Raw genomic sequence first — 21,533 nt, 5'->3', positions numbered from 1 at the left:
CAGAGGTTTCGTTCCCATGACGCGACGCGCGACATTCACCCACTCGATCCCGGTCACCGCGACCGCGATCGCGGCGGCTTCCGCCGCCTGGATCGCCTGGACCCCCGTGGCAACTGCCGATACCGAGGCGCCGAACGCAGTCGCCGATCTCGTTGAGCGCGTGAGCCCGGCCGTCGTGACCGTGCTTGCCACCCAGGATGATCAGCGGGCCGCGAACGACAATGGCGGCCGCATGCGTGGCCCGCAGGGCCAGTCGCCCTTCGGCGAGGGCTCGCCGTTCGACGAGTTCCTGCGGCGGTTCGGCCTTCCCGACGGTCCCGGAATGCCCGGCCCGTTCGGCCAGAACAACGGCCCGCAGCAGCCGGACCGGCCGCAGGGCGTGGCACTCGGCTCGGGTTTCGTCATCGAGGGCGACGGGCTCATCGTCACCAACAACCACGTGGTCGATCACGCCGAGAGCGTGAAGGTGCGCCTGTCCGACGATCGTGAATTCGATGCGAAGGTGATGGGCACCGACGAGCAGACCGACCTCGCGCTCCTGAAGATCGACGCGAAGGACCTGCCTGAACTCGCGCTCGGCGACAGTGACGCGGTGCGGGTCGGCGAGGACGTGATCGCGGTCGGCAACCCGTTCGGCCTCGGCGGCACCGTCACGCGCGGCATCGTCTCGGCGCTGGCCCGCGATATCTCCGCAGGACCTTACGTCGATTTCATCCAGACCGACGCGGCGATCAACCACGGCAACTCCGGTGGTCCGCTGCTCAACCTCGAAGGCGAGGTCATCGGCGTCAACTCGGCGATCTACTCCCCGAACGGCGGGTCGGTCGGCGTGGGCTTCGCGATCCCGTCAAACACCGTCAAGACCGTCATCGCCCAGCTCGAGGACAAGGGCTCGGTCGAGCGCGGCTGGCTCGGCGTCTCGATCCAGAACGTGACGCCCGAGATCGCCGCGGCGATCGGCATGAAGGACGAAAAGGGCGCACTGGTCTCCGAGGTCATCGCAGCCGGGCCGTCGAATGGTGTCCTGAAGAACGGTGACGTGATCCTCTCGTTCGACGGCAAGCCGGTCGACTCGAGCCGTGAGCTGCCGAAGCTCGTCGCCGCCGCGGCGCCGGACGCCACGGTGAAGATCGACGTGCTGCGTCAGGGCAAGGAAGAGACCCTCTCCCTGAAGCTCGGCCGCTTCGACAACACCAAGGTCGCGTCTGCCGAGAGCGATCAGCAGCCGCAGGCGAGCGCTGCCTCCGACAAGCTCGGTGTCACGCTCGAGGCGATCACCCCTACCGCCCGTGAGCAGCTTGGCCTCGGCGACGACGTGGACGGTGTCGTCATCACCTCGCTCGATGGCACCGGCCACGCCGCCAATGCGGGCCTCGCGGTCGGCGACGTGATCCTGCAGATCGGCAGCACCGAAGTGCGCTCGCCCAGCGACGTGGATCGTGCGATCGCCGACTCGAAGAGCGACGCCGTCCTGTTGCAGATCGAACGCCGCGGCGCCAAGATCTTCGTCGGTGTGAAGCTGGCCTGATGCCAGCCTGAGGCCGGCCCCGACGGGCCGGCCGACCCCGAACCGGGAGCCCAAAGCCTATGTCACGCCGCATTCTCGTCGTGGAGGACGATCAGGACACCCAGGCGTATCTCGCCAAGGCCCTGCGTGAGGCGGGCTATACGGTGGAGGCGACCGCCTCGGGGCGTGACGGTCTCGTTCATGCGATCGGCGGTGGCTTCGACGCCATGGTGATCGACCGGATGCTGCCCGACCTCGATGGCCTCTCGCTCGTCCGGTCCGTCCGGGCCGCGGGGATACAGACCCCGGCGATCCTGCTGACTGCGCTCAGTGCCATCGACGAACGGGTGAATGGCCTGCGCGCCGGCGCTGACGACTACGTGGTGAAGCCCTTCTCGTTCGCCGAGCTTTCCGCCCGGCTCGAGGCGGTGCTGCGCCGGCCGGCCGAGACCAAGGCCGAACAGACCCAGATCGCTTGCGGCGATCTCGAACTTGACCTCATCGCCCGCACTGCACGGCGCGGCGACCGGCGGATCGAGCTCTTGCCGCGAGAGTTCCAGATGCTTGAATACCTCATGCGCCGCCAGGGGCGCGTCGTCACCCGGACGATGCTTCTCGAAGGCGTGTGGGACTACCGTTTCGATCCGCGCACCAACGTCATCGACGTCCACATCTCGCGGCTGCGCCGCAAGATCGACGCCGAAGGTGAACAGGCGCTGATCCACACTGTTCGCGGCGCTGGCTACAAGCTGGCTGCTGCGATCTGAAGGCGGAGGGTGGCAGGACCCACCCTTGACGCGCAATATGCTCCGGCCGCCCCACACCCCTCACCCCGTCGGCCGGGGTTTGCTCCGAGGACGCGCTAGTTGACACCCCTTCTGCGCAGCGCCACCCTCCGCCTGATCCTCACCCATCTCGTCCTCGTCGCGATCTCGACCGGCCTCGTCCTCGGCTTTCTCTACTGGCGCGTCGGCGGCGTCATCGACGAGGAGCAGCGCGCAGTGGTCGATGCCGAGATCACCGGCCTGCTCGACGACTACGGCCGGGACGGCGTGCCCGCACTCGCGGCCGCGGTCCAGAGCCGCCTCGCCACGCCCCCCGACCGGGACGCGATCTACCTTCTCGCGGACACAAGCGGACAGCGGATCGCCGGCAACCTCTCCGGCTGGCCCGCAACCCTCGCGCCCGGCGTGGGTTGGGCGACCCTGAGCCTCTACCGCACCGATCGCTCCCACCCGACCCGGATCTCCGCCCGCTCCGTTCGCCTGCCGGGCGGCGAACTGCTGCTCGTCGGCCGCGACGTCGCCGCCCGGGCGGCATTCGACCGCACGCTGGGCCGGGCGCTGGTCTGGGCGCTGGTGGCGATCCTCGGGCTTGCAGTCGCCACCGGCTGGCTTCTCTCGCGTCTCGTTCGCAGCCGGATTGCGGAAGTCGATGGCGCGGCGCGGGCGATCATGGACGGGCGCCTCGACCGGCGGATCGGCCTGCGTGGCACCGGCGACGAGTTCGACAGGCTTGCCAGTACGCTGAACGCCATGCTGGACCGGATCGAGATTCTGGTGAGCGATCTGCGCACGGTTACCGACAGCCTCGCCCATGACCTGCGCACCCCCCTCGGCCGACTGGTTCGGCACCTGGAGGGCGCGGCCGACGACGGGCTCCCGGCCGAGACACGGCAGCGTCGGATCGAATCGGCCCTCGGCGAGGCAGAGGACGTGCTCGCGACGGCGACCGCGCTCCTCGACATCTCCCGCATCGACGCAGGACTTGGCAGCGATCAGTTCGGCGACGTCGATCTCGGTCGCCTCGCGACAGACGTCAGCGACCTTTACGAGGCGGCGGCTGAAGACCGTGGCCTCCGGATCGCCGTCCGCACCGAGGCAGGGCTCATGGTGCGCGGACACGACCAGATCCTGGCGCTTGCCGTCTCGAATCTGGTGGACAACGCCCTGAAGCATGCGCCGGCGGGGTCGATAATCACCGTGTCGACGGAATCCCGCGACCCTCACGCTGGCCCTGCTCTCGTCGTCGCGGATCAGGGCCCGGGAATTCCCGAGGCCGATCGCACCCGCGCTCTCGACCGCTTCGTGCGCCTCGACCCGAGTCGGAGCGGCCCGGGCACCGGCCTCGGCCTCGCACTCGTCGCCTCAGTGGCGCGGATGCACGGTGCGACCATCGAGCTTGGAGACAACCAGCCTGGCCTCAGAGCGGAACTGCGCTTCCCGGCAGGCCGGGGGGCAGAGGTCTGATCAGTTCCGGCTGAAAAATGCCGACCGAAGCTCGAGGCTTCGGCCGGTGCAGGCTGCGCTTTGGCGGGGGCATTCTGCCCTGACTGAAGCGCGGATCGGCGCCCTAGGCCTGAACGGCCAGACGCTCGATTTCTTCCTTGAGATGTAGCTTCCTGAGCTTGAGGTGCTTGATAGCGAGGTCGTCGCTTGAGAGCTTCTTCTGTTCCTCCTCGATCTCCACGGAAAGCGCCTGGTGCTTTTTCCGCAGCTCGCTGAGGTGAGAACCCATGCTCATGCCTTACCTCCTAGGTCGGTTGATGCCCAACGGTATCACTAGAACATGGATTCACACGTCTGTCACGCAGCCCGAACTCGCGGGATTGCGAGGTCGCGCAACCGCATCGGATCGACGAGAGTGGCCATTCCGCCGAGCGCGATCGCCACAAGGCCGAGCAGGGCGAGCGGGGTCACCGTCTCACCGAACCAGAGGAAACCGACCGCCATGGCGGTGATGAGGTTGAAGTAGAGAAACGGCGCGAGCTGCGCCGCGTCGGCCCGCTGGTAGGCGGCGACGGTCAGGAAATGACACGCGGCCGAGAGGCTGCCGAGCAGGAGCACGCCGACGAGAAGCGCCGGCGTGAGCAGCGGCAGACCACCCGCGAGAGCAAAGGGCGCGAGCATGGCCGAGCCCAGCAGCGACTGAACCGCGAGGGTCGAGAGCGCATCGGTCTGGCTTCGCGCGCCCCGGGTCGCGGCGAGATACGTGCCAAGGAGCGCGCCGCCGACGAGGGCGAAAACCGACCCGAGCTCGATCCCCGCTTCGGGGCGCATCAGAATCGCGGCACCGAGGCAGCTCAGCGCCGAGCCGACAAGCCGCGGCAGCGTCGGCGCCTCGCGCCAGACGAGGATCCCGAGCAGGCCCGAGACGATCGGCGCGATCAGGAAGCCACCCACCGCCTTTGCCATCGGCACCATGCCGAGCGCGGCAATGAGCGCGGTCATCGCCCCCATGACGAGCGCCGTCCGCGCCACCTGCCCCAGCCGGTCGTCCCGCGCGACCTCGATCCGCCGGCCGCTCGCCCGCGCCACCATGAGCGCGATGAGCCCGGCCGAAAGGTACCGGACGAAGGCGATCATCATCGGGGAGTAATCCGCCGAAAGTGTCTTCGCTACCCCGTCTACAGCCGGCGTCAGAATCATTGCGAGAATCAGAAAGCCAACGCCGGCATTCATCTCGTACTCCCTGTACTCTTTCCTGAAGCCACGGATCCTGGTTCAGATCAGGTTAATATTCCGTGACCCGGACACACCCACTCACCCACAACCCTCCTGCCCCCCGCAGGATACTCAACGCAGCACTGCTATAACTGCCAGCGGCCGGACTGTGCGAGGCCTCTTCGTGCAGGGTAAACGCCGGCCAGAGCCGGATTTCCCCGCCGCGTCCCTTTCGAGCCGAAACGAGGATCCGCCGCGCCGGTGCTCCCGGCCTCGGCGATACCGGCAGGATGTCGATGCTTCCCGCGCGCCCCGACAGCGCCGCGAGGATTTCGCCGAGGCGCGCCGGCGCGTGGATGATCGCAAGCCGCCCCCCCGGGCGCAGTCGCCGCAGCCCTGCGTCGAGCCAGTCGGAGAGCTTCGCCTCGCCCTCCCGGTGCGCCGTATCACGCCCCGTGTCCCGCGCGGGTGCGCTCCCGGACGGGTGAAACGGCGGGTTCATCAGCACATGATCGAAGCTTGCCGCCCGAAGCTCCGGCGGCGGGCGCGCGACGTCGCCTTCCAGCACGGTGAGCGCGATGCCGTTCTCCGCCGCATTGCGCCGGGCCAGAGCCGCATAGGCCGGCTGGATCTCGAGCCCGTGCAGGGCGAGCCCCTCCACACGACGACCGAGGCAGAGCACCGCGGTTCCGGCGCCGCAACCCAGTTCGAGGACGCTCTCGCCCGATTCCGCCGGCACGAACGCCGCGAGAAGCACCGGGTCGATCGCCGCGCGATAGCCATCGCGCGGCTGCCAGATCATCAGGCGCCCGTCGAGAAAACCGTCGCGGGTCAGCTCCGGCACGCCGTCCCCGATGACGCCGGTCGGCGTCACTCCAGGAGGCAATCGCCCACTCCGTTGTCCTTCAGAATCGCCCGCGCCCGGAACAGATCGCGGTCCGCCACCATCATCCGGCGGGGGAGCAGTCCAATCGACCCTTCGAGCACGCTCATGTGGACGTCCAGAACAAAGCAGTCTATATCCTCGGCCCGCAACAAAGCGGTGCTGAAGGCGATCACTGTCGGGTCGTTGGTGCGCAGGAGTTCCCGCATGAGACCCAACGTAGAGGCCACCCCACGCGAGGTCGAGGCCCAAGCGACCGATGGCCGCCCCGAGCCCCAGACATCGCCGCTGGAGGCGCTGACCTCCGAGCTCTCCGGTGACATGGAGGCGGTGAACAGGCTCATCCGCGAGCGCATGGTGAGCGAGAACGCGCCCCGCATCCCGGAAGTCACCGCGCATCTGGTGGAGGCCGGCGGCAAGCGGCTCCGGCCGCTGCTGACGATCGCCGCCGCACGGCTCTGTGGCTACTCGGGCGAGCACCATCTGCACCTCGCCGCGGCCGTCGAATTCATCCACACCGCGACGCTCCTCCACGACGACGTGGTGGACGAAAGCGAGCGGCGCCGGGGCCGGCCCACGGCGAATCTGCTCTGGGACAACAAGTCGAGCGTGCTCGTCGGCGACTATCTCTTCGCCCGCTCGTTCCAGCTCATGGTCGAGATCGGCTCGCTTCGCGTGCTCGACATTCTGGCGAACGCCTCGGCGGTGATCGCCGAGGGCGAAGTGCTGCAGCTGACCGCCGCCTCGAACATCGACACCAGCGAGTCGATCTACCTGCAGGTGATCCGAGGCAAGACCGCGGCACTGTTCGCCGCGGCGACCGAGGCGGGCGCCGAGGTTGCTGGCGCCTCGGGGGAGCAGGTCGCGGCACTGGCCGCCTACGGCGACGCGCTCGGCCTCGCGTTCCAGATCACCGACGACGTGCTCGACTACGGCGGCCGCTCCGCCCGGCTTGGCAAGAACGCCGGCGACGATTTCCGCGAGCGCAAGCTTACCCTGCCGGTGATCCGCGCCATCGCGGCCGGGGGCGAGGCCGACCGGCCGTTCTGGACCCGCACCATCGCGCGCGGCGACCAGCGCGAGGGCGATCTCGAGGAGGCGCTGTCGCTGATGGCCCGGCACCGGGCGCTCGAGAGCGCGCACGAGACCGCGCTCGCCTACGCCGCCCGCGCCCGCACCGTGCTCGCGTCGGTGCCCGCGCATCCGCTCCGCGATCAGCTTGAGACGCTCGCCGATTTCGTGGTCTCCCGCGCCGCCTGAGGCCGCCAGCCTCAGGCCCCGAGAACCAGGAGCACGATCCCGGCGCAGACCAGCGTGATGCCGGTGGTTTCGCGCAGGCTTGGCCGCTCGCCGAAGGCGAAGCGTGCGGTCAGCCAGTTGAAGACCAGCTCCACCTGCCCCACCGCCTTGACCTGCGCCACCGGCACCATCGTGAACGCCGTGAACCAGCCGAGCGAGGCGAGCATTCCGGCCGCACCCACCAGAGACTCGAGGCGCCATTCCCGCAGCACCGCCCGGATGCCTCCCTCGCCACGACGCCAGATCCAGACGGTCAGCATCACCGACTGCGCAATCGTCACAAAGGCAAGGGTCACTGCCGGGCGGATCAGAAACTCGCCCGTCTCCGGCAGGGAGAGCGAAGCGGCCCGGTAGCCGATCGCCGCGACCGCGAAGGACGCACCGCAGGTGAGGCCGAGCGCCGCCGCCCGGTTCATCGCCCCGCCCGCCAGGCCGCGCGACGCCGAGAGCAGCACGAGCCCGGCGAGGCTCACGAGGATGCCTGCGACCGCAAGCACATGCATCCGGTCACCGAGGAGGATGAGGCCGAGGAGCGCGGACTGCACCGTCTCGGTGCGGGCGAAGGTGTTGCCGACCGCGTAGTTCCGCAGGCTGAAGAGATGCAGGAGAAGGAGCGTCCCCGCGATCTGCGCCACCGCCCCGACCAGCGCCCAGAGGACGAATGTGACCCCGATCCGGGGCAGGCCGATGCCGCGATACCAGAGCAGCGCCAGCACCACCGCCACCGCCCAGGGTGCCGCGAAGAGGAAGCGCGCGTAGGTCGCGCCGACGATGCCGACCCGCGGCGTGAGGGTCTTCTGCAACGCCGTGCGGCCGTTCTGCAGGAAGGCTGAGGCAACCGAAATCAGGACCCACAGCGGCATCAGAGACGGTCCCGCATGGCATACCAGCTCATCGCCAGCACGAGGGCCGGCCAGCGCAGCAGCGCGCCGCCGGGAAACGCCGGCTGCGGGATGCTCGCAAAGAGGTCGAAGCGCGCCGCTGTCCCGCCGACCGCCTCGGCGATCAGCTTGCCCGCGAGCGTGGCGGTCGCCACACCCTGCCCGGAGTAGCCGGCTGCGGAGAGCACGTTGGGCGCCAGCCGCTGGAAGGCCGGCATCCGGTTCACGGTGATCGCGAGCGTGCCGCCCCAGGCGTAGTCGAGCGCCACGTCGCCGAGGTGGGGGTAAATCTCCCGAAGCCGCGGACGCACCCGCGCGCCGATGTCGGTGGGGAACCGCCAGCCATAGCTCTCGCCGCCGCCAAAGAGCAGCCGGCCGTCAGACGAAATCCGGTAGTAGTTGACGACAAACCGCGAGTCCGCGACCGCCACGGGCTCGGCCAGCGGCGGGGTGTCGAGCGGTGCCGTGGCGACGATGAAGTTGTTGATCGGCATCACCCTTGCCGCCACCGCCGGCACGAGGTCACCAACGTAACCATTGGTGGCGAGCACCACGTAACGCGCCCGCACCGACCCTGCAGCGGTGTGCACCACCGAAGGGTCGCCCGGGTCAATCGCCGTGACCCGGCTCGTCTCATGGATCCGCACCCCGGCACTGACGACGGCGCGCGCGAGCCCGAGCGCATAGGCGAGCGGATGGAGATGGGCCGCACCCCGGTCGATCGTGCCGCCGAAGTATGCGTCTGTCCCGAGCAGGGCGCCGATCTCGCCCGCGTCGAGCGGCGTCACGAGGCCGTAGCCGTATTCGCGCGCGAGCTTTTCGGCGGCGGCGTGGTACTCCGGGACATAGGCCGCCCTGTGCGCCGCCGCGACGATGCCGTCCTGAAGGTCGCAGTCGATGCCATGCCGGGCAATGAGCCCCCGGACCAGCGCCTTCGCCTCTTCCGCGAGCTCCCAGAGGGCTCGCGCCGGCGCCACACCCAACCGGGCCTCGAGCCACCCCTGATCCTGCCGCTGTCCGGAATGCACCTGCCCGCCGTTTCGCCCGGAGGCACCGGAGCCGACGCGGCTGGCCTCGATCAGCGCCACGGAGAAACCGGCCTCCGCGAGGTGAAGTGCCGCCGAGAGGCCGGTGTAGCCACCGCCGACAACACAGACGTCGGCGTCGATGGTGCCGGCAAGCGGCGGAAACCCCGGCAGGAGCGGCGTCGAAGCCGCATACCAGCTGGCGGGATACGATCCGGGCCGGTCGTTTGCGGTGAGAAGATCGAGGCGGGGCATCGGGAGCCTGTGGACGGGAAAAGAGGCCGGTGCGGCGTCTCTCCCCGTCTAGTCCCGGCCCCGACCCGACGGCAACCCCGGGAGACGCCGGAACGGGATCAGGCGGCGGTGACCCCCCTTGGCGGGGTAATCCATGTGGATGCACCGGCCGCATTCGTCGCGGTGACTGCGCAGGTGAGCACGCCTCCCGGTGCCGAGGGCGTAAAGCTCGCGCCCGTCGCTCCGGCGACGTCAGCACCATTCAGCTGCCACTGATAACTCCAGCCGATCGTCTGCGGCTTCGCGAACCAGGTGCCGCGAATGACGGCGCAGGGCCTGCCGGCCACCGCGTCACCCAGCATGGGCGCACTGCCACGGTCGGCGACGGGTGCGTGGTCGGGCATCGTCCGCTTCCAGATCGCCACGTCCCAGACCCGCACGACGGTGGTCTGTCCCGGCTGGACCCGGACCTCCACATCGACCGCCTGCGCCGCGGCCGCAGCGGCCTTGGGCAGGATGTAGCCCACGGAGCGCCAGTCGCCTGCGCCCACCCGGTCGCTCGGATCACCGGTACAGCCCACCCGGCTGGTGAAGTTCAGAAGGTCGAGCTTGTCGAGCTGCCCCGAGACCTGTCGCGCGGAAAACGTCCCGTCGACGCAATCGCCTGTGGCGAGTGCCATTGCCACGCCGGGCGCGGGGACCTTGAGGATCGCGGTCGTGGCACTCGAGACGGCGGAAACGCTGATCTCGACCGCCGGCCGCCCGGCTTCGGTGACGCAGGCGAAGCTCACCGCGCCGTCACCGGAGGCGCGCGAGCCCAGCCAGCCGGCCGGCACCTGCCCGGTCGCCGGCGCGTTCACCGTCCCGGTCGCTCCGGTCATGGCAATCGGTGTGAGCGCGTTCCGCGCGAGATAGGTGATCGGCCGGGGCGGATGGAACCCGGCCATGACCGGCAGCAGCGCATCGCGGACGGCAAGATCGCCGGCTTCGGAGAAGTGCACCCCGTCAGTGGTCTGTGCCGCCCGGTCGAGGAGCAGGAGGTCGCCCCGGATCACCTTCACCGCCGGATCGCTGGCATAGGCCGCCGCCGCGGGCAGAAGCTCGACAAGGTTGCCGGTCCAGCTTCCCGGGATGATCCAGACCACCTTGTGGCCGAGCGCCTTCGCGGCCTCGACCACCGCTGTCGCCTCGGACCCGGCCGCCGCCGAATAGTTGGTGCCATGGTGATACCAGACCACGCCCTTGCCCCAGGCGGCGGTCAGCGCGTTCAGGAACGGGATCTGCCGCCACGCCCAGTTGGCGTTCTTGCCGGCCGCCGCGAGGTTGGCGCCGGGCGGCGAGAAGAACCGCCCGTCGAGCCGCGCAAGCGTGCGGCAGGCCCACGATCCCTGCGAATAGAGCGGATCGGAGTTCGAGTCGCCAAACACGTAGACCGGAATCGGATCGTCCGTCCCGGTGCCGACCGGTGTCGATGGCTCCGTCGGAGTGGTGCCGTCCGCGAGCCGTACCCCGATCGCGTCGAGCGCCGCGACGCTGCCGCTGTGGACGCCCGCCCCCAGCAGGCCGGCGATCTCGTTCAGGGCCGCCATGACGAGCCCGTGACCTCCCGCGCCGCCAAGCCGCCGGCTGATCTCGTTCAGCGCGCCAACCCCCCGGCGGTGCCCGGACGAGCCACCCATGAGCACCGCCCATTCGTTCAGCCCGGCGATGGTCAGGCGGTGCCCGCCCACGCCCCCCTTCGTCCGGCAGATCGCATTGAGCGCCTGCACCTTCAACCGTGTCGCCATGACCGAAGCCTCCCGCTGCGGCACCCGGGTGGCCGGGCGCTCCTAGAGGCGCGCGAGCCTAAGCGCGTCCCGACTGGGTTGCGGCACCGGGCGCCCGGGCGCGCGGTTCGCCCCGCCAGTCGCCCACCGCCGCGCCCACTCCGAAGAGGAAGGCGAGAAACGGTCCGAAATCCGCGCTGATCCCGGTCAGAAGGCTCCCGGCGAAGGGCGCAACCCATGCCCAGCGCACCCCGCCGAGCAGAAGCCGCGCCTCTGGATCACCCCCGAGCGCCCGCCGGGTCATCGTCCGCAGCAGGAAGCCGTAGTAGAGGCAGCCGCCGAGAACGCCGGTCGCGGCGAAGACCCCCACGACCGAGGTCGACGCCCGGGTGGACCCGACCCCGAGCCCGAGCCCGCCGGTGGCGAGGAACGCCCGCCACGATACCTCGGTCCAGGCGCTCCGCTCGGCGAAGGACGCAGACGCCGCCTTTTCGACCACCGTGGCCTCGAGGATCGCCGCCGCCGGGTCGAGGAGGTGCGGCAAGATGACAAAGATCGCCGCCAGCCCGGAGAGGGCGCCAATCGCGGCCCAGGCCTCGGGTGCGAGGCCGCGCCGGCCCGGGGCCCGGCGTTTGAGTGCGGCCGAGCGCCAGCCCCATTCAGCGACTGCCGCGCCTCCGAGCACCGCCAGCGCGGCATAGGCCGCCGTCGAGGTCGAGAGCGCGACGCAGGCGAGAAGTGCCACGAGCAGCGCCGGCACGCCGCGCCGTCGGAGCCAGCCGTCCGGCAGCGCCCGGCGGAGGAAATAGAGCAGCGACAGGTAGCCGACGCAGAGCAGGCCATACGCCGCCGCCTCCGACATGAGGCCGACAACCCGCTTCGTCCCCATGATCGTGTGGGTGACGTGGAGCGCGTAGCTTGCGGTGCGAAACGGCTCCAGGAGTGGCGCGACGAGTAGAACCGACGTGGCGAGGTCCAGCAGCCCGGTCACGACCGCGACTGCGCCACCGAGCACGAGGGCCCGGAGGGCGTGCTGGCGCTCCGCAGGGCGCCCGAGCACCCTCGCATAGGCGAACGCCACGAGGATGGAGGTCAGCAGATAGGCAAGCTGCGACAGGTTCTGCGCCGATGGCGCCAGCGGCATGGGCGCCAGCACCTCGCCGCGATAGGGCATGACGATCGCGCCGGCAAAAATCCGCGGCAGGAAGACCGTCGCGACCAGCGCGACCACCGCATAGGCCGCGAGCAGCAGCATGCCGCGCGGCGCCATCGCGAGCCGCGCCATGCCGGCGAGCCCGCCGTGCGACACCGCGCAGCGCAGGCAGAGCAACACCCCGAGCATCGGTGCCGGCGTCAGGGCGAGGCCGCCACTCGCCGCCACCGGCAACACCGCCAGCGAGCCGAATGGCAGCAGCATGAGGTGCAACGTCACGAGCCGCCGACACCCCGGCCCGGCAAAACCCCAAAGGGCCAGCACCCAGAATCCGATCATTGGCACCAGCGTCATCGGGTCTCCTTCCGGCGGGCCCGGAGGAGATACCGTGAGACACGTTATGGTTGTATTAACCTAACCTGCGCCCAATGGCGGGCATCGTGTCAAGAGCAATCCCCCCCGTTGAGTCCTGCCGCAGCGCCGAGGTCGCCAGCCTCCCGGACGCGCTGATCGCACAGCGCACCCTTCCGGTCGCGGTGAACGCCCGGGTGGCCGTCACAGGTGAAGGCGGGGTGCGCCGTGTCGCGGTGGAGCTCATGCGCGCGCTCGACAGCCTCCTGCCCGAGTGCGGGTATGCTCCGCTCACGCGCCTCGCGCCGGCAGGCCCAGCACCACGCCTCTGGGAACAGACCGGGCTGCCCCTTGCTGCCCGTGGCCGACTGATCCTCGGCTTCGGCAACCAGGGTCCGGTTTTCACCCGCAATGCGGTCACCATGATCCATGACGCGCAGGTCTTCGCCAGCCCGGATTCCTACGCCGCCGGCTTCCGTCTCTGGTATCGGGCGAGCCTGCCGCTCATTGGCCGGCGCCACCGGCGCATCCTCACCGTGTCGCACTTTGCGGCGGGCGAACTCGTCCGCTTCGGCATCACCCGACCCGAGGCGATCACCGTCATTCCGAACGGCGTCGATCATATCCTTCGCCCGGACCCGGACGGCGACGTCCTCGAGCGCCTCGGCCTCACGCCCGGCGGCTATGCCTGCGCGCTCGCGAGTACCCGGGCGCACAAGAACATCCCCATGCTTCTGGCGGCTTTCGCCCGCCCGGAAATCGCCCACGTCCGTCTGGTCCTCACCGGCCGCGCCCGCCGCGAAGCCTTCTCCGAACCGATCCCGCCAAACGTGGTGCTCGCCGGGGAGGTCACCGAGGCGGAGCTGCGCGCGCTTCTGGAGGCGGCGCTCTGCCAGCTCTGTCCCTCCACCACCGAGGGATTCGGCCTGCCGCCGCTCGAAGCCATGCGCCTCGGCACGCCGGCGATCATCGCGCCTCTCGGGGCCCTGCCCGAGACCTGCGGGACCGCGGCACTTCACGCCCCGGCAGACAGTCCCGCCGCATGGGCTGCCGTGGTCCGGCGTCTCGCGGCAGATCCCGGCGAAGCCCGCGTCCGGGGTATTGCCGGGCGCGACCACGCACGGCGCTTCACCTGGGCCCGCGCGGCGGCAGCAGTCCTCGCCGTCCTGGAGGCCGAATGCCCGGACCCCGCCCGATGAAGCCACCGCGCCTTGCCCTCATCGTCGCGAGCCGCGGCCGGCCCGATTGCCTCGCCCGCTTCGCCGAACGTCTCGGGCTGCAGACCCGCCAGCCCGACCGGCTGATCCTCTCCGTCGCCGGGCCTGAAGACCTTCCCGCCACCCTGCCGGCGGGCGCCGAGATCGTGACCGGCACCGCCGGCCTTGCCGCGCAGCGCAACCGCGCCCTCGAACGGGTGCTCGATGACTGCGAGCTGGTTGCGTTCTTCGACGACGACTTCGTGGCGTCCTGTCACGCCCTCGAAGGCATCCAGCGGATCTTCCTCGCCTGGCCCGACGTGGTCGGCGCCACCGGCCGCGTCATCGCCGACGGGGTCTCCACGTCGGGCATCCCGCTCGCGGAGGCCGAGCATCTGGTCGACGCGGCCGACGCCGCCGGTCCCGGCGATCTGCGGCCGCGCGCGAACCTCGACGGTCTCTACGGCTGCAACATGGCGTTCCGCGCCGGCGCGATCGGCGCCACGCGCTTTGACGAACGCCTGCCACTCTATGGCTGGCAGGAGGACGTGGACTTCGCCGCCCGCCTGCTGCCACGCGGCCGGCTGGTGCTCACCCACGCCTTCGGCGGCGTCCACTGCGGGGTGAAGACCGGCCGCACGCCCGGCCTCCGCCTCGGCTATTCGCAGGTGGCGAACCCGGTCTATCTCGCGCGCAAGGGAACCATGCGGCCACTCCGCTCCGCCCGGCTGATCGCAAAGAACCTGATCGCGAACCATCTCCGCGCGCTCTCGCCCGAGCCATGGGTCGACCGTCGCGGCCGGCTGCGCGGCAACTGGCTGGGGCTTGCCCACGCACTCTCGGGCCAGCTCGACCCCGAGCACGTCCTGAGGCTCTGATGCTGCCCGCGCCCGCTCCCCGCCGCTCGGCGCTCAGGATCGGCGGCTGGGTCGTCGCCGCGCGCATCGTCCCGCAGGCGAGCGGGCTGTTCCTGCTGGTCCTCGGTGGCCGCTTGCTCGCCCCCGAGACCCTCGGCAGCTTCGTCCTCGCCTTCGCTGGTGCCGAACTCCTCCGGACCCTCGTCCGCGCCGGCTGGCGCGAGGCGGTCGTTCTCGATGAAACGGGTGCGGCGACGCCGGTCATCCTCGCCATCGCCATCGCCCTCGGCCTCATCGCCCAGCCCGTCGCGCTCGGCGCCGCCGTCGCCGCCGCGCAGGTCGCCGACACCCCCGATCTCGCTCCCGCGCTCGCTCTGCTCGGCCTCTCGATACTTCCGCTCGGCGCCGCCGCGGTCTGGGAGGGCGTGCTGCTGCGGCGTGGCGAGGCCGACCGCGCGGCGCGACCGCTCATCGCCGCCGAGATCGCCCAGTCGGCGATCGCGGCCGGGCTGCTCGTCGCCGGATGGGGCATTCTCGCGCTTGCCATCGCCCGGGTCGTCCGCGCCGTCGTTCTGGCCGCGGGTCTCGCCACCGCAAGCGGTGAGCATCGGCTCTCCCTCGACCTCTCCCGCGCGCGGGCCCTGCTGCCCGTCTCGGGACACGTCACCCTCGCCTCGCTCGCCTCCCTCGCCGGCACCTCCGGCGCCGACCTCGTGGTCGGCCTCGTCCTTGGCCCGGCCGCCGTCGCCCTCTACCGCATCGCCGCCCGCATCGCCGGCGCCGTCGGCGAAGTCGTCACCGAGACCACGCGCGTCCTCGCCTGGTCGTCGCTCGCCGGCCGCGGTCCGCTCACGGCGCCAGCGGTCGCCCGGCTCTTTGACGGCGCATTCGTCCTCACCGTCCCGGTCTTTCTCGGCCTCGCGCTGACGGCGGGGTCACTCGTCGAGACCCTGCTCGGACCCGCGTGGAGCGAGGCCGCACCGGTTCTCGCGATCCTCGCGGTCGCGAGGCTTCTCGCCGTCCCGGTGGCACTTGCCACACCCATCCTCGCGAGCCACGGCCGCACCCGCGTCCTGCCGCGCCTCGCTACAATCCTCGCGGCAACGGGCCTCGCCACCACGCTGATCGCCGGGCCCCACGGCGTCATCGCGGTCGCCTTCGCGCAAACGCTGACCGCCGCGCTCGGTACCGCCGCGACCGTCGTGCTCCTTCGCCCGATCGCGCCGATCCCGGTGCTCCTGCCCGGAGCCTCGACGCTCGCCGCCGCCGCCGCCCTGGGCCTCGCCGTGCCGCTCGCCGCCGCCGGTCCCGCTCCCGCAGCCCTCGCGCTCCAGATCGCCACCGGCGCCCTGCTCTGGGCGGCCTACCTCCGGTTCTGCCGGCCAACCCTCACGGCCGAGTTCCTGCGCACCGCCCGGACCCCTCAGTCATGATCGCTGCGCCCCCCGCCACAGTTCCAGCCGCGCGCGCCGCTGATCTCGACATCGCCCGCGCCCTCGGCATCACCCTCGTCGTCGCCGGACACGCCCTGATCGGTGTCGAGCGGGCGCTGGGAGAGACCCCGGGCGGGCGCTTCGCCATCGTCGTCATCTACGCGGTCCACATGCCGCTCTTCTTCTTCCTCTCGGGCCTGCTCGCGCGCTCCGCCCTCACCGAGCCACCGCGCACCTTCGCCCGCCGCCTCGCGAGCCGCTTCGTCTGGCCCTACCTGCTCTGGAGTCTCGTCATCCTCAGCTTCCACGCGAGCTTCAGTGACGTAACCAACACCCGGGTCGAGGCGGTGCATCCGCTCCGCGTGCTCTGGGCGCCGCCGTCGGTGATGTGGTTTCTCTATGTGCTCGGCGGCTCGCTCGCCCTCGCACGGCTGCTCCGGCCGCTGCCGGTCGCCGCCACCCGGGCAATCGGTTGCGCCCTCATCCTCGTGGGACTCCTGCTCGCGGACCGCACGCCCGACGCCTGGCTGCTCCCCTATCTGCGCTTCACCGGGCTTCTCCTCATCGCGACCACCCTCGACCCGGCGCGGATACGCGGAGCCGCAGCCAACCCGGCCGCGCGGGTTTCCGCTCTCGTCCTCCTCGCAAGCGGCACCGCCTTCGCCGCGCTGGCCGCCACCGCCCCGATCGCCGGCTATCCGGCGGCCGAGGTCCGCTATCTGCCCGCCGCCGCCGGCGGCATCCTTCTCGCCCTCGCCGCCAGCGACGCCCTTGCCCGCACCGCTCTCGCCGGTGCCGTCGCCAGAATTGGCCGACAAACGATGCCGATCTTTCTCACCCACGTCCTCGTCCTCGCGGCCCTGCGCATCGCCCTTGTCCACGCCGGTGTCACCGACCGGGGCCTCATCCTCGCAGTCATCATCCCGGCAGGCGTCCTCCTGCCCCTCGTGGCCGCCGGGTTCGCACGGCGCCTCGGCGCCTCACGCCTGCTCGGATGGTCGTGATGCCGGTGCCTGCCTTTGCAAAGCGCCTCGCGGGCACCGGCCTCGGCCTTGCGCCGCACGCCCGCCACGACCGCTGCGTCTACCTCCTCGGCCACATGCGCTGCGGCTCGACGGCGCTCTCGAACGTGCTCTGCGCCCACCCCGCCATCTCCGGCTATGGCGAGAGCCACATCGACCACGGCGCGCCGGCCGCGCCCGGCCGCCTCATCCTGAACCAGATCGGCGCCGGCCGCTGGAAACCGGGCGCCCGGTTCCTCTTTGACAAGATCCTGCATGACGGGCTCGACGTCGACGTCCCGACGGCGTTCTTCACCGGGCGGGCGATCTTTCTGACCCGCTCGCCGGCACCGGCGATTGACTCGATTCTCGCGCTCTTCGCGTCCCTCGACAGCCGCGACTACCCCGACGCTACCAGCGCGGCCGCCTACTACACCGCCCGCCTCGCCCGTCTCTCCGAGCTCTGGGACCACTTCCCGCCGGAGCGCCGACTCGCGCTCCGCCACGAGTCGCTCATTGCCGCGCCAGAGGCAGCGCTCGCGCGCCTCACAGACTTTCTCGCGTTGGGTCCGGCACTCAAGAACGCCTATCGCGCCTCCCCGACCCGCCCGGGCGCGGGCGACCCCCTCGCCGGCCACCGCAACCGCATTGCGGCCGCAGACCCGAGCCCACGGCACGTCGCATTTTCCCCGGACGAACTCGCTGCCGCCGAGGCCGCCCATGCCGCCTTCATTGCCCGGACCGAACCGTGAAACACGATCCGAAGCCCCTGCGCCTGCGCCCCCCCGAGGACGAGGACGATCTCGTCGGCCTGCGCGAACTCGCCTCGCGCCTCTGGCGCGGCCGATGGACCATCCTGCTCGCGGGGCTGCTCACGGCCGCCCTCGCCGCCGTCGTCACCGCACGGCTGCCCGACCGCTACACCGCGACCGCACGGGTGATGTTCGCAGCCGAGAAGCCCAACGTCATCGACCTGAAGGACATCCTCGCCGACCCGGCCTTCAGCAAGGACACGCTCCAGAACGAGATCGAGGTGCTGCGCTCGACCAGCCTCGTCGATGCGGTGGTGGCCCGGCTCGACCTCACCGCCAACCCGGAATTCAACCCCGCTCTGCGCCCCGGGAGTCGACTTTCCGGGTGGCTCCATGACCTGACGCCGCCGGACTGGCTCGCCAGCCTCGCACTCCGCTTCGCTCCCGACGTCGACACTCCACCGCCCCCGGACGCTGCCCTCCGCGAGCGCCTGCTCGTCACCGGAGCGGTCCTCGAGGCGCTGACGCTGCGCCCGATCGACGGCACCCGCGTCATCGAAATCGCCGTCGCATCCGGCCGGCCCGCAACGGCAGCCGCGATCGCCAACGCAATCGCCCGACAGTATCTGATCGACCAGCTTGCCACGAAGACCGACACCACGCGACGCGCCACCGAATGGCTCGCAATCCGTGTGGAGGACGCCCGCACCCGGGTGCAGGCCGCTGAGGACACCGTCGAGGCCGCCCGGGCCGACCTCAGCGACCACTCCGGCCAGGGCCTGGACATCTCCGAGCAACAGCTCGCCACGCTCAACGAAGCGCTCGCCGCCGCCCGGGGCCGCACGGCGCAGGCCGACGCCCGTCACCGCCGCCTGTCCGAGGCCCTCGCCGGCGGCACCGACCTCGCGTCGGTGAACGAGTTCCGCGACGCCCCGCCGATCAGCGCGCTGCGTGAGACCGAAGCCGGCCTCTCGACCCGCCTTGCCGGACTCTCCCGGCGCCATCCGTCGCGGCGTACGCTCGCGGCCGATCTTTCCGAGACCCGCCGCCAGATTCAGGCCGAGGCGGCGGCAATCGTCAATGCCGCCGGTCTCGACGCCGAGGCTGCCCGGGCCGAGGAAGCCTCCCTCGGCACCACCGTGCGAAGTCTCGAGACCAAGACCCTCGGCCAGGCGCGCGACGACCTCAGCCTGCGCCAGCTCGAACGCGAGGCCGAAGCCAGCCGGCTGATCTACGAGACGATGCTGAACCGGCTCAAGGAAGCCTCCGAACAGGTGGACCTGCAGGCGCCGAACGCCCGCATCCTCTCACCCGCCGAGCCGCCCCTCGCACCCGACCACAGCCGCCGGCTGCTGATCGTGGCCCTCGCCGGCCTCGTGGGCCTCGCCGCCGGCACCGCGCTCGCCCTGATCCTCGACCTCCTCAACGCCACCTTCCGCACGCCGCAGCAGGCCGAGCACCTGACCGGCCGGCCGGTGCTCGCCACCATCCCGTCGGTCGGCACCGGCCGCAGCCGTGGCGAGGTGCTCGCCCGCCTGTCGGAACGACCGAACTCGTCCCTTGCCGAAGCGGTGCGCAACCTCCGCACCAGCCTCCTGCACGCAAACCCCGAGCATCCGCCGCGCGTGGTGATGTTCACCTCCACCGTGCCACAGGAGGGCAAGACGGTGACCGCACTCCTGACCGCGCTCGCGAGCATCCAGATGGGCCGCAGCGCCGTGGTGGTCGATTGCGACCTGCGCCGCTCACCGGCCACTGCAACGCTGCGTCCCGGCGCCCACCACCTGGGCCTCCTCTCGGTCCTCGACGGCACCGCGCCGCTCGAAGAGGCGATCTTCCGTGATCCCGCGACCGGCCTTCACGTTCTCCTCGCACGCCCCGAAGAGACCCGAAACTGGCTGAACGCCGCCGACGTGCTGGCCTCGAACCGCTTCGCGGAACTCCTCCGCACGCTCTCGGAGCGCTATGAGCTGGTCATCCTCGACACGCCGCCCGCGCTCGTCGTCTCGGACGCGCGATTTCTCTCGACGCTCTGTGACGCGGTCGTCTACTGCGCCCGCTGGGGCAGCACCCCACGTGGCGCGGTCATCGAAGGCTTGCGCGAACTCGAAACCGTCGATGCACCGATCGCCGGCCTCGTCGTCACGCTCCTGAACGAGCAGAAGGCCGCCCGCCAGTCCTTCGACGGCTATACCTACTACCGCGCACGGCTCTCGCAGACCTGCGGCGGCCTCTACTATCACGAATGACCGAACCGGCACGAATGACCGAACCGGCACGAATGACCGACCGGGCGCGGGACGCCTCAGACCCCGAGGCGATCCCGAAGCCCGTACCACCACGACCCGAGCACCGAATAGGGTACCGCGAACCGCCGGCCGCCGGGGAACGGGATCCACGGTACCCGCTCGAACACGTCGAAACGCGACCGGTCACCATCCACCGCCTCACCCAGAATCCGCCCGAAGAGGTGGCTTCCCACGACGCCATGCCCGCTGTAGCCCTGCGCGAAATAGGTCCGCCCCCCGAGCCGCCCCATCTGCGGCACGCGGCTGAACGAGATCGCGCAATTCCCCGACCACGCGTAGTCGATCTGCACGCCCCTGAGTTCGGGAAAAATCCGCTCGAGGTTGGGCACGAGCTTCGCACGGATGTCCGCCGGATCGGTGCCGCCATAAACCGTGCCGCCGCCCCAGAGCATGCGGCCATCCCCGGACAGCCGATAGTAGTCGAGCACGTAGCGCACATCCTCGACACAGACGTCGGTCGGCAGCAGCGCCCGCCCCCGCTCGCCAAGCGGCTCGGTCGCCATCACCTGAGTCGAGAACGGCATCACCCGGTCGGCGATCTCGGGCACCACCTCGCCAAGATAGGCGTTGCCCGCGAGGATCAGCACGTCCGGGCGCACCACACCGCTCGCCGTCCGCACCACCGGCCGCCCGGCCACGTCCTCGACGCGCACCACAGGGCTCTCCTCATGGATCGACCCGCCAAGCGCCTCCAGCGCCGCCGCCTCGCCAAGCGCCAGGTTCAGCGGATGCAGATGTCCGCCGGTCCGGTCCAGCATCCCGCCGGCGTAGGACTCGCTCTTCACATGCCGGCGCACCCCTGCCGCGTCGAGCAGCTCGAAGTTGTCGATCCCGTGCTGCCGCCAGAGCGCCTGCTTCGCCTCGAGCTCGCGCATCTGCCGGGCGGTGAAAGCGGTGAAGAGATTGCCTTCCTTGAGGTTGCAGGCAATGCCATAGCGCGCGACCCGGTCGCGGATGATCCGTCCGCCCTCCTGCACCACCGTTGCGACGAAACTGGCAGTGTCCCGGCCATAGCGGCGCCCGATCGTGTCGAGGCCGGCATTCAGCCCGTTGACGATCTGCCCGCCGTTCCGCCCCGATGCACCCCAGCCGACCTTCGCCGCCTCCAGCACCATGACCTCGTGCCCGCGCTCGGCGAGCTCGATCGCCGCCGAGAGCCCGGTAAACCCCGCGCCGACGATGCAGACTTCGACCGCCCGCTCCCCCTCGAACACCGGCCGGAGCGGCGCGTCGACGGCGGAAGCAGCGTAGTAGCTCGTTGGGTAGTCCATAGCGCCGCTCCAATACGCCGTACCGATCCCTCGTCTTCTCCCCGCGCCGGGGGAGAACGCAAGGCCCGGCATGTCGCGCCCCACGGTGTGCCCCGAGGTTTTCATACGGCGCTGAAACCTGGAGAGCAGTCGTTTTCCGGCAACAGCCGGAAAACCAGTCAAGAAAACCTGC

At 70.6% G+C, this 21,533-nt stretch carries 19 protein-coding genes; 10 read left to right on the top strand and 9 right to left on the bottom strand.

What is annotated here, in order from left to right; translation table 11 throughout:
* Positions 1–16 precede the first annotated feature (16 nt).
* The 3 genes from HNP73_RS09830 (at position 17) to HNP73_RS09820 (ending at position 3,756) form a co-directional block, all read left to right on the top strand.
* A complete protein-coding gene (locus HNP73_RS09830; protein ID WP_184148480.1) occupies positions 17–1,528 on the top strand; it encodes a Do family serine endopeptidase in 1,512 nt (503 codons plus the stop codon).
* Positions 1,529–1,587: 59 nt separating this feature from the next.
* Positions 1,588–2,274, top strand: a complete 687-nt coding sequence (locus HNP73_RS09825) for a response regulator transcription factor (RefSeq protein ID WP_184148479.1) — start codon at positions 1,588–1,590, stop codon at positions 2,272–2,274.
* A gap of 99 nt (positions 2,275–2,373) precedes the next feature.
* A complete protein-coding gene (locus HNP73_RS09820; RefSeq protein ID WP_184148478.1) occupies positions 2,374–3,756 on the top strand; it encodes an ATP-binding protein in 1,383 nt (460 codons plus the stop codon).
* A gap of 103 nt (positions 3,757–3,859) precedes the next feature.
* Here HNP73_RS09820 and HNP73_RS09815 read toward each other — a convergent pair whose 3' ends face one another.
* The 4 genes from HNP73_RS09815 to HNP73_RS09800 form a co-directional block, all read right to left on the bottom strand.
* Positions 3,860–4,030: a YdcH family protein gene (locus tag HNP73_RS09815; protein ID WP_184148477.1), complete on the bottom strand. Its 171-nt coding sequence runs from the start codon at positions 4,028–4,030 to the stop codon at positions 3,860–3,862.
* 62 nt (positions 4,031–4,092) lie between these two features.
* Entirely contained in the window at positions 4,093–4,968 is an 876-nt protein-coding gene (locus HNP73_RS09810) for a DMT family transporter (RefSeq protein ID WP_184148476.1), read from the bottom strand.
* 52 nt (positions 4,969–5,020) lie between these two features.
* Positions 5,021–5,752, bottom strand: a complete 732-nt coding sequence (locus tag HNP73_RS09805) for a tRNA1(Val) (adenine(37)-N6)-methyltransferase (RefSeq protein WP_184150576.1) — start codon at positions 5,750–5,752, stop codon at positions 5,021–5,023.
* A gap of 68 nt (positions 5,753–5,820) precedes the next feature.
* Positions 5,821–6,042 carry a putative signal transducing protein gene (locus HNP73_RS09800; protein WP_184148475.1) on the bottom strand — a complete coding sequence of 74 codons (222 nt, stop codon included), beginning with the start codon at positions 6,040–6,042 and terminating at the stop codon, positions 5,821–5,823.
* Between the two features lie 112 nt (positions 6,043–6,154).
* Here HNP73_RS09800 and HNP73_RS09795 point away from each other — a divergent pair, with 112 nt between their 5' ends.
* A complete protein-coding gene (locus tag HNP73_RS09795; RefSeq protein ID WP_246399781.1) occupies positions 6,155–7,093 on the top strand; it encodes a polyprenyl synthetase family protein in 939 nt (312 codons plus the stop codon).
* Positions 7,094–7,104: 11 nt separating this feature from the next.
* Here the strand turns inward: HNP73_RS09795 and HNP73_RS09790 are convergent, their stop codons facing one another.
* From HNP73_RS09790 to HNP73_RS09775, 4 genes are all read right to left on the bottom strand, one after another.
* Entirely contained in the window at positions 7,105–7,995 is an 891-nt protein-coding gene (locus HNP73_RS09790) for a DMT family transporter (RefSeq protein ID WP_184148473.1), read from the bottom strand.
* Entirely contained in the window at positions 7,995–9,293 is a 1,299-nt protein-coding gene (locus HNP73_RS09785; RefSeq protein WP_184148472.1) for an NAD(P)/FAD-dependent oxidoreductase, read from the bottom strand. The genes HNP73_RS09790 and HNP73_RS09785 overlap by 1 nt, the downstream gene beginning before the upstream one ends.
* A gap of 98 nt (positions 9,294–9,391) precedes the next feature.
* Positions 9,392–11,059, bottom strand: a complete 1,668-nt coding sequence (locus tag HNP73_RS09780) for a hypothetical protein (RefSeq protein WP_184148471.1) — start codon at positions 11,057–11,059, stop codon at positions 9,392–9,394.
* Between the two features lie 58 nt (positions 11,060–11,117).
* On the bottom strand, positions 11,118–12,545 hold the full coding sequence (locus tag HNP73_RS09775; protein ID WP_184148470.1) for a hypothetical protein: 1,428 nt from the start codon (positions 12,543–12,545) through the stop codon (positions 11,118–11,120).
* A gap of 86 nt (positions 12,546–12,631) precedes the next feature.
* Between HNP73_RS09775 and HNP73_RS09770 the strand changes: the two genes are divergently transcribed.
* From HNP73_RS09770 to HNP73_RS09745, 6 genes are read left to right on the top strand one after another with little or no spacing between them, the layout of a single operon-like run.
* Positions 12,632–13,741: a glycosyltransferase gene (locus tag HNP73_RS09770; RefSeq protein WP_184148469.1), complete on the top strand. Its 1,110-nt coding sequence runs from the start codon at positions 12,632–12,634 to the stop codon at positions 13,739–13,741.
* Complete coding sequence (locus HNP73_RS09765; protein WP_221288445.1) at positions 13,720–14,616, top strand: glycosyltransferase family 2 protein; 897 nt, start codon at positions 13,720–13,722, stop codon at positions 14,614–14,616. The genes HNP73_RS09770 and HNP73_RS09765 overlap by 22 nt, the downstream gene beginning before the upstream one ends.
* Positions 14,616–16,028: an oligosaccharide flippase family protein gene (locus HNP73_RS09760; protein ID WP_184148468.1), complete on the top strand. Its 1,413-nt coding sequence runs from the start codon at positions 14,616–14,618 to the stop codon at positions 16,026–16,028. Before HNP73_RS09765 ends, HNP73_RS09760 begins: the two co-directional genes overlap by 1 nt.
* Positions 16,025–17,032, top strand: a complete 1,008-nt coding sequence (locus tag HNP73_RS09755; protein WP_184148467.1) for an acyltransferase family protein — start codon at positions 16,025–16,027, stop codon at positions 17,030–17,032. Before HNP73_RS09760 ends, HNP73_RS09755 begins: the two co-directional genes overlap by 4 nt.
* Entirely contained in the window at positions 17,032–17,781 is a 750-nt protein-coding gene (locus tag HNP73_RS09750) for a sulfotransferase family protein (RefSeq protein WP_184148466.1), read from the top strand. Before HNP73_RS09755 ends, HNP73_RS09750 begins: the two co-directional genes overlap by 1 nt.
* Entirely contained in the window at positions 17,778–20,030 is a 2,253-nt protein-coding gene (locus HNP73_RS09745; protein ID WP_184148465.1) for a Wzz/FepE/Etk N-terminal domain-containing protein, read from the top strand. The genes HNP73_RS09750 and HNP73_RS09745 overlap by 4 nt, the downstream gene beginning before the upstream one ends.
* Positions 20,031–20,086: 56 nt before the next feature.
* Here the strand turns inward: HNP73_RS09745 and HNP73_RS09740 are convergent, their stop codons facing one another.
* A complete protein-coding gene (locus tag HNP73_RS09740; RefSeq protein WP_184148464.1) occupies positions 20,087–21,361 on the bottom strand; it encodes an NAD(P)/FAD-dependent oxidoreductase in 1,275 nt (424 codons plus the stop codon).
* Between the last annotated feature and the right edge of the window lie 172 nt (positions 21,362–21,533).

This window comes from Amaricoccus macauensis (assembly GCF_014201905.1).
In the GTDB taxonomy this organism is placed as follows: Bacteria; Pseudomonadota; Alphaproteobacteria; order Rhodobacterales; family Rhodobacteraceae; genus Amaricoccus; species Amaricoccus macauensis.
Note: the sequence above shows the minus strand (reverse complement) of the source record. Positions and strands in the feature narration are given on the sequence as shown.

Coding starts and splice junctions, on each gene's coding strand:
- HNP73_RS09830 (WP_184148480.1), top strand. CDS start 17: ATGACGCGACGCGCGACATTCACCCACTCGATCCCGGTCACCGCGACC.
- HNP73_RS09825 (WP_184148479.1), top strand. CDS start 1,588: ATGTCACGCCGCATTCTCGTCGTGGAGGACGATCAGGACACCCAGGCG.
- HNP73_RS09815 (WP_184148477.1), bottom strand. CDS start 4,030: ATGAGCATGGGTTCTCACCTCAGCGAGCTGCGGAAAAAGCACCAGGCG.
- HNP73_RS09810 (WP_184148476.1), bottom strand. CDS start 4,968: ATGAATGCCGGCGTTGGCTTTCTGATTCTCGCAATGATTCTGACGCCG.
- HNP73_RS09805 (WP_184150576.1), bottom strand. CDS start 5,752: ATGATCTGGCAGCCGCGCGATGGCTATCGCGCGGCGATCGACCCGGTG.
- HNP73_RS09800 (WP_184148475.1), bottom strand. CDS start 6,042: ATGCGGGAACTCCTGCGCACCAACGACCCGACAGTGATCGCCTTCAGC.
- HNP73_RS09795 (WP_246399781.1), top strand. CDS start 6,155: ATGGAGGCGGTGAACAGGCTCATCCGCGAGCGCATGGTGAGCGAGAAC.
- HNP73_RS09790 (WP_184148473.1), bottom strand. CDS start 7,995: ATGCCGCTGTGGGTCCTGATTTCGGTTGCCTCAGCCTTCCTGCAGAAC.
- HNP73_RS09785 (WP_184148472.1), bottom strand. CDS start 9,293: ATGCCCCGCCTCGATCTTCTCACCGCAAACGACCGGCCCGGATCGTAT.
- HNP73_RS09780 (WP_184148471.1), bottom strand. CDS start 11,059: ATGGCGACACGGTTGAAGGTGCAGGCGCTCAATGCGATCTGCCGGACG.
- HNP73_RS09775 (WP_184148470.1), bottom strand. CDS start 12,545: ATGACGCTGGTGCCAATGATCGGATTCTGGGTGCTGGCCCTTTGGGGT.
- HNP73_RS09765 (WP_221288445.1), top strand. CDS start 13,720: ATGCCCGGACCCCGCCCGATGAAGCCACCGCGCCTTGCCCTCATCGTC.
- HNP73_RS09760 (WP_184148468.1), top strand. CDS start 14,616: ATGCTGCCCGCGCCCGCTCCCCGCCGCTCGGCGCTCAGGATCGGCGGC.
- HNP73_RS09755 (WP_184148467.1), top strand. CDS start 16,025: ATGATCGCTGCGCCCCCCGCCACAGTTCCAGCCGCGCGCGCCGCTGAT.
- HNP73_RS09750 (WP_184148466.1), top strand. CDS start 17,032: ATGCCGGTGCCTGCCTTTGCAAAGCGCCTCGCGGGCACCGGCCTCGGC.
- HNP73_RS09740 (WP_184148464.1), bottom strand. CDS start 21,361: ATGGACTACCCAACGAGCTACTACGCTGCTTCCGCCGTCGACGCGCCG.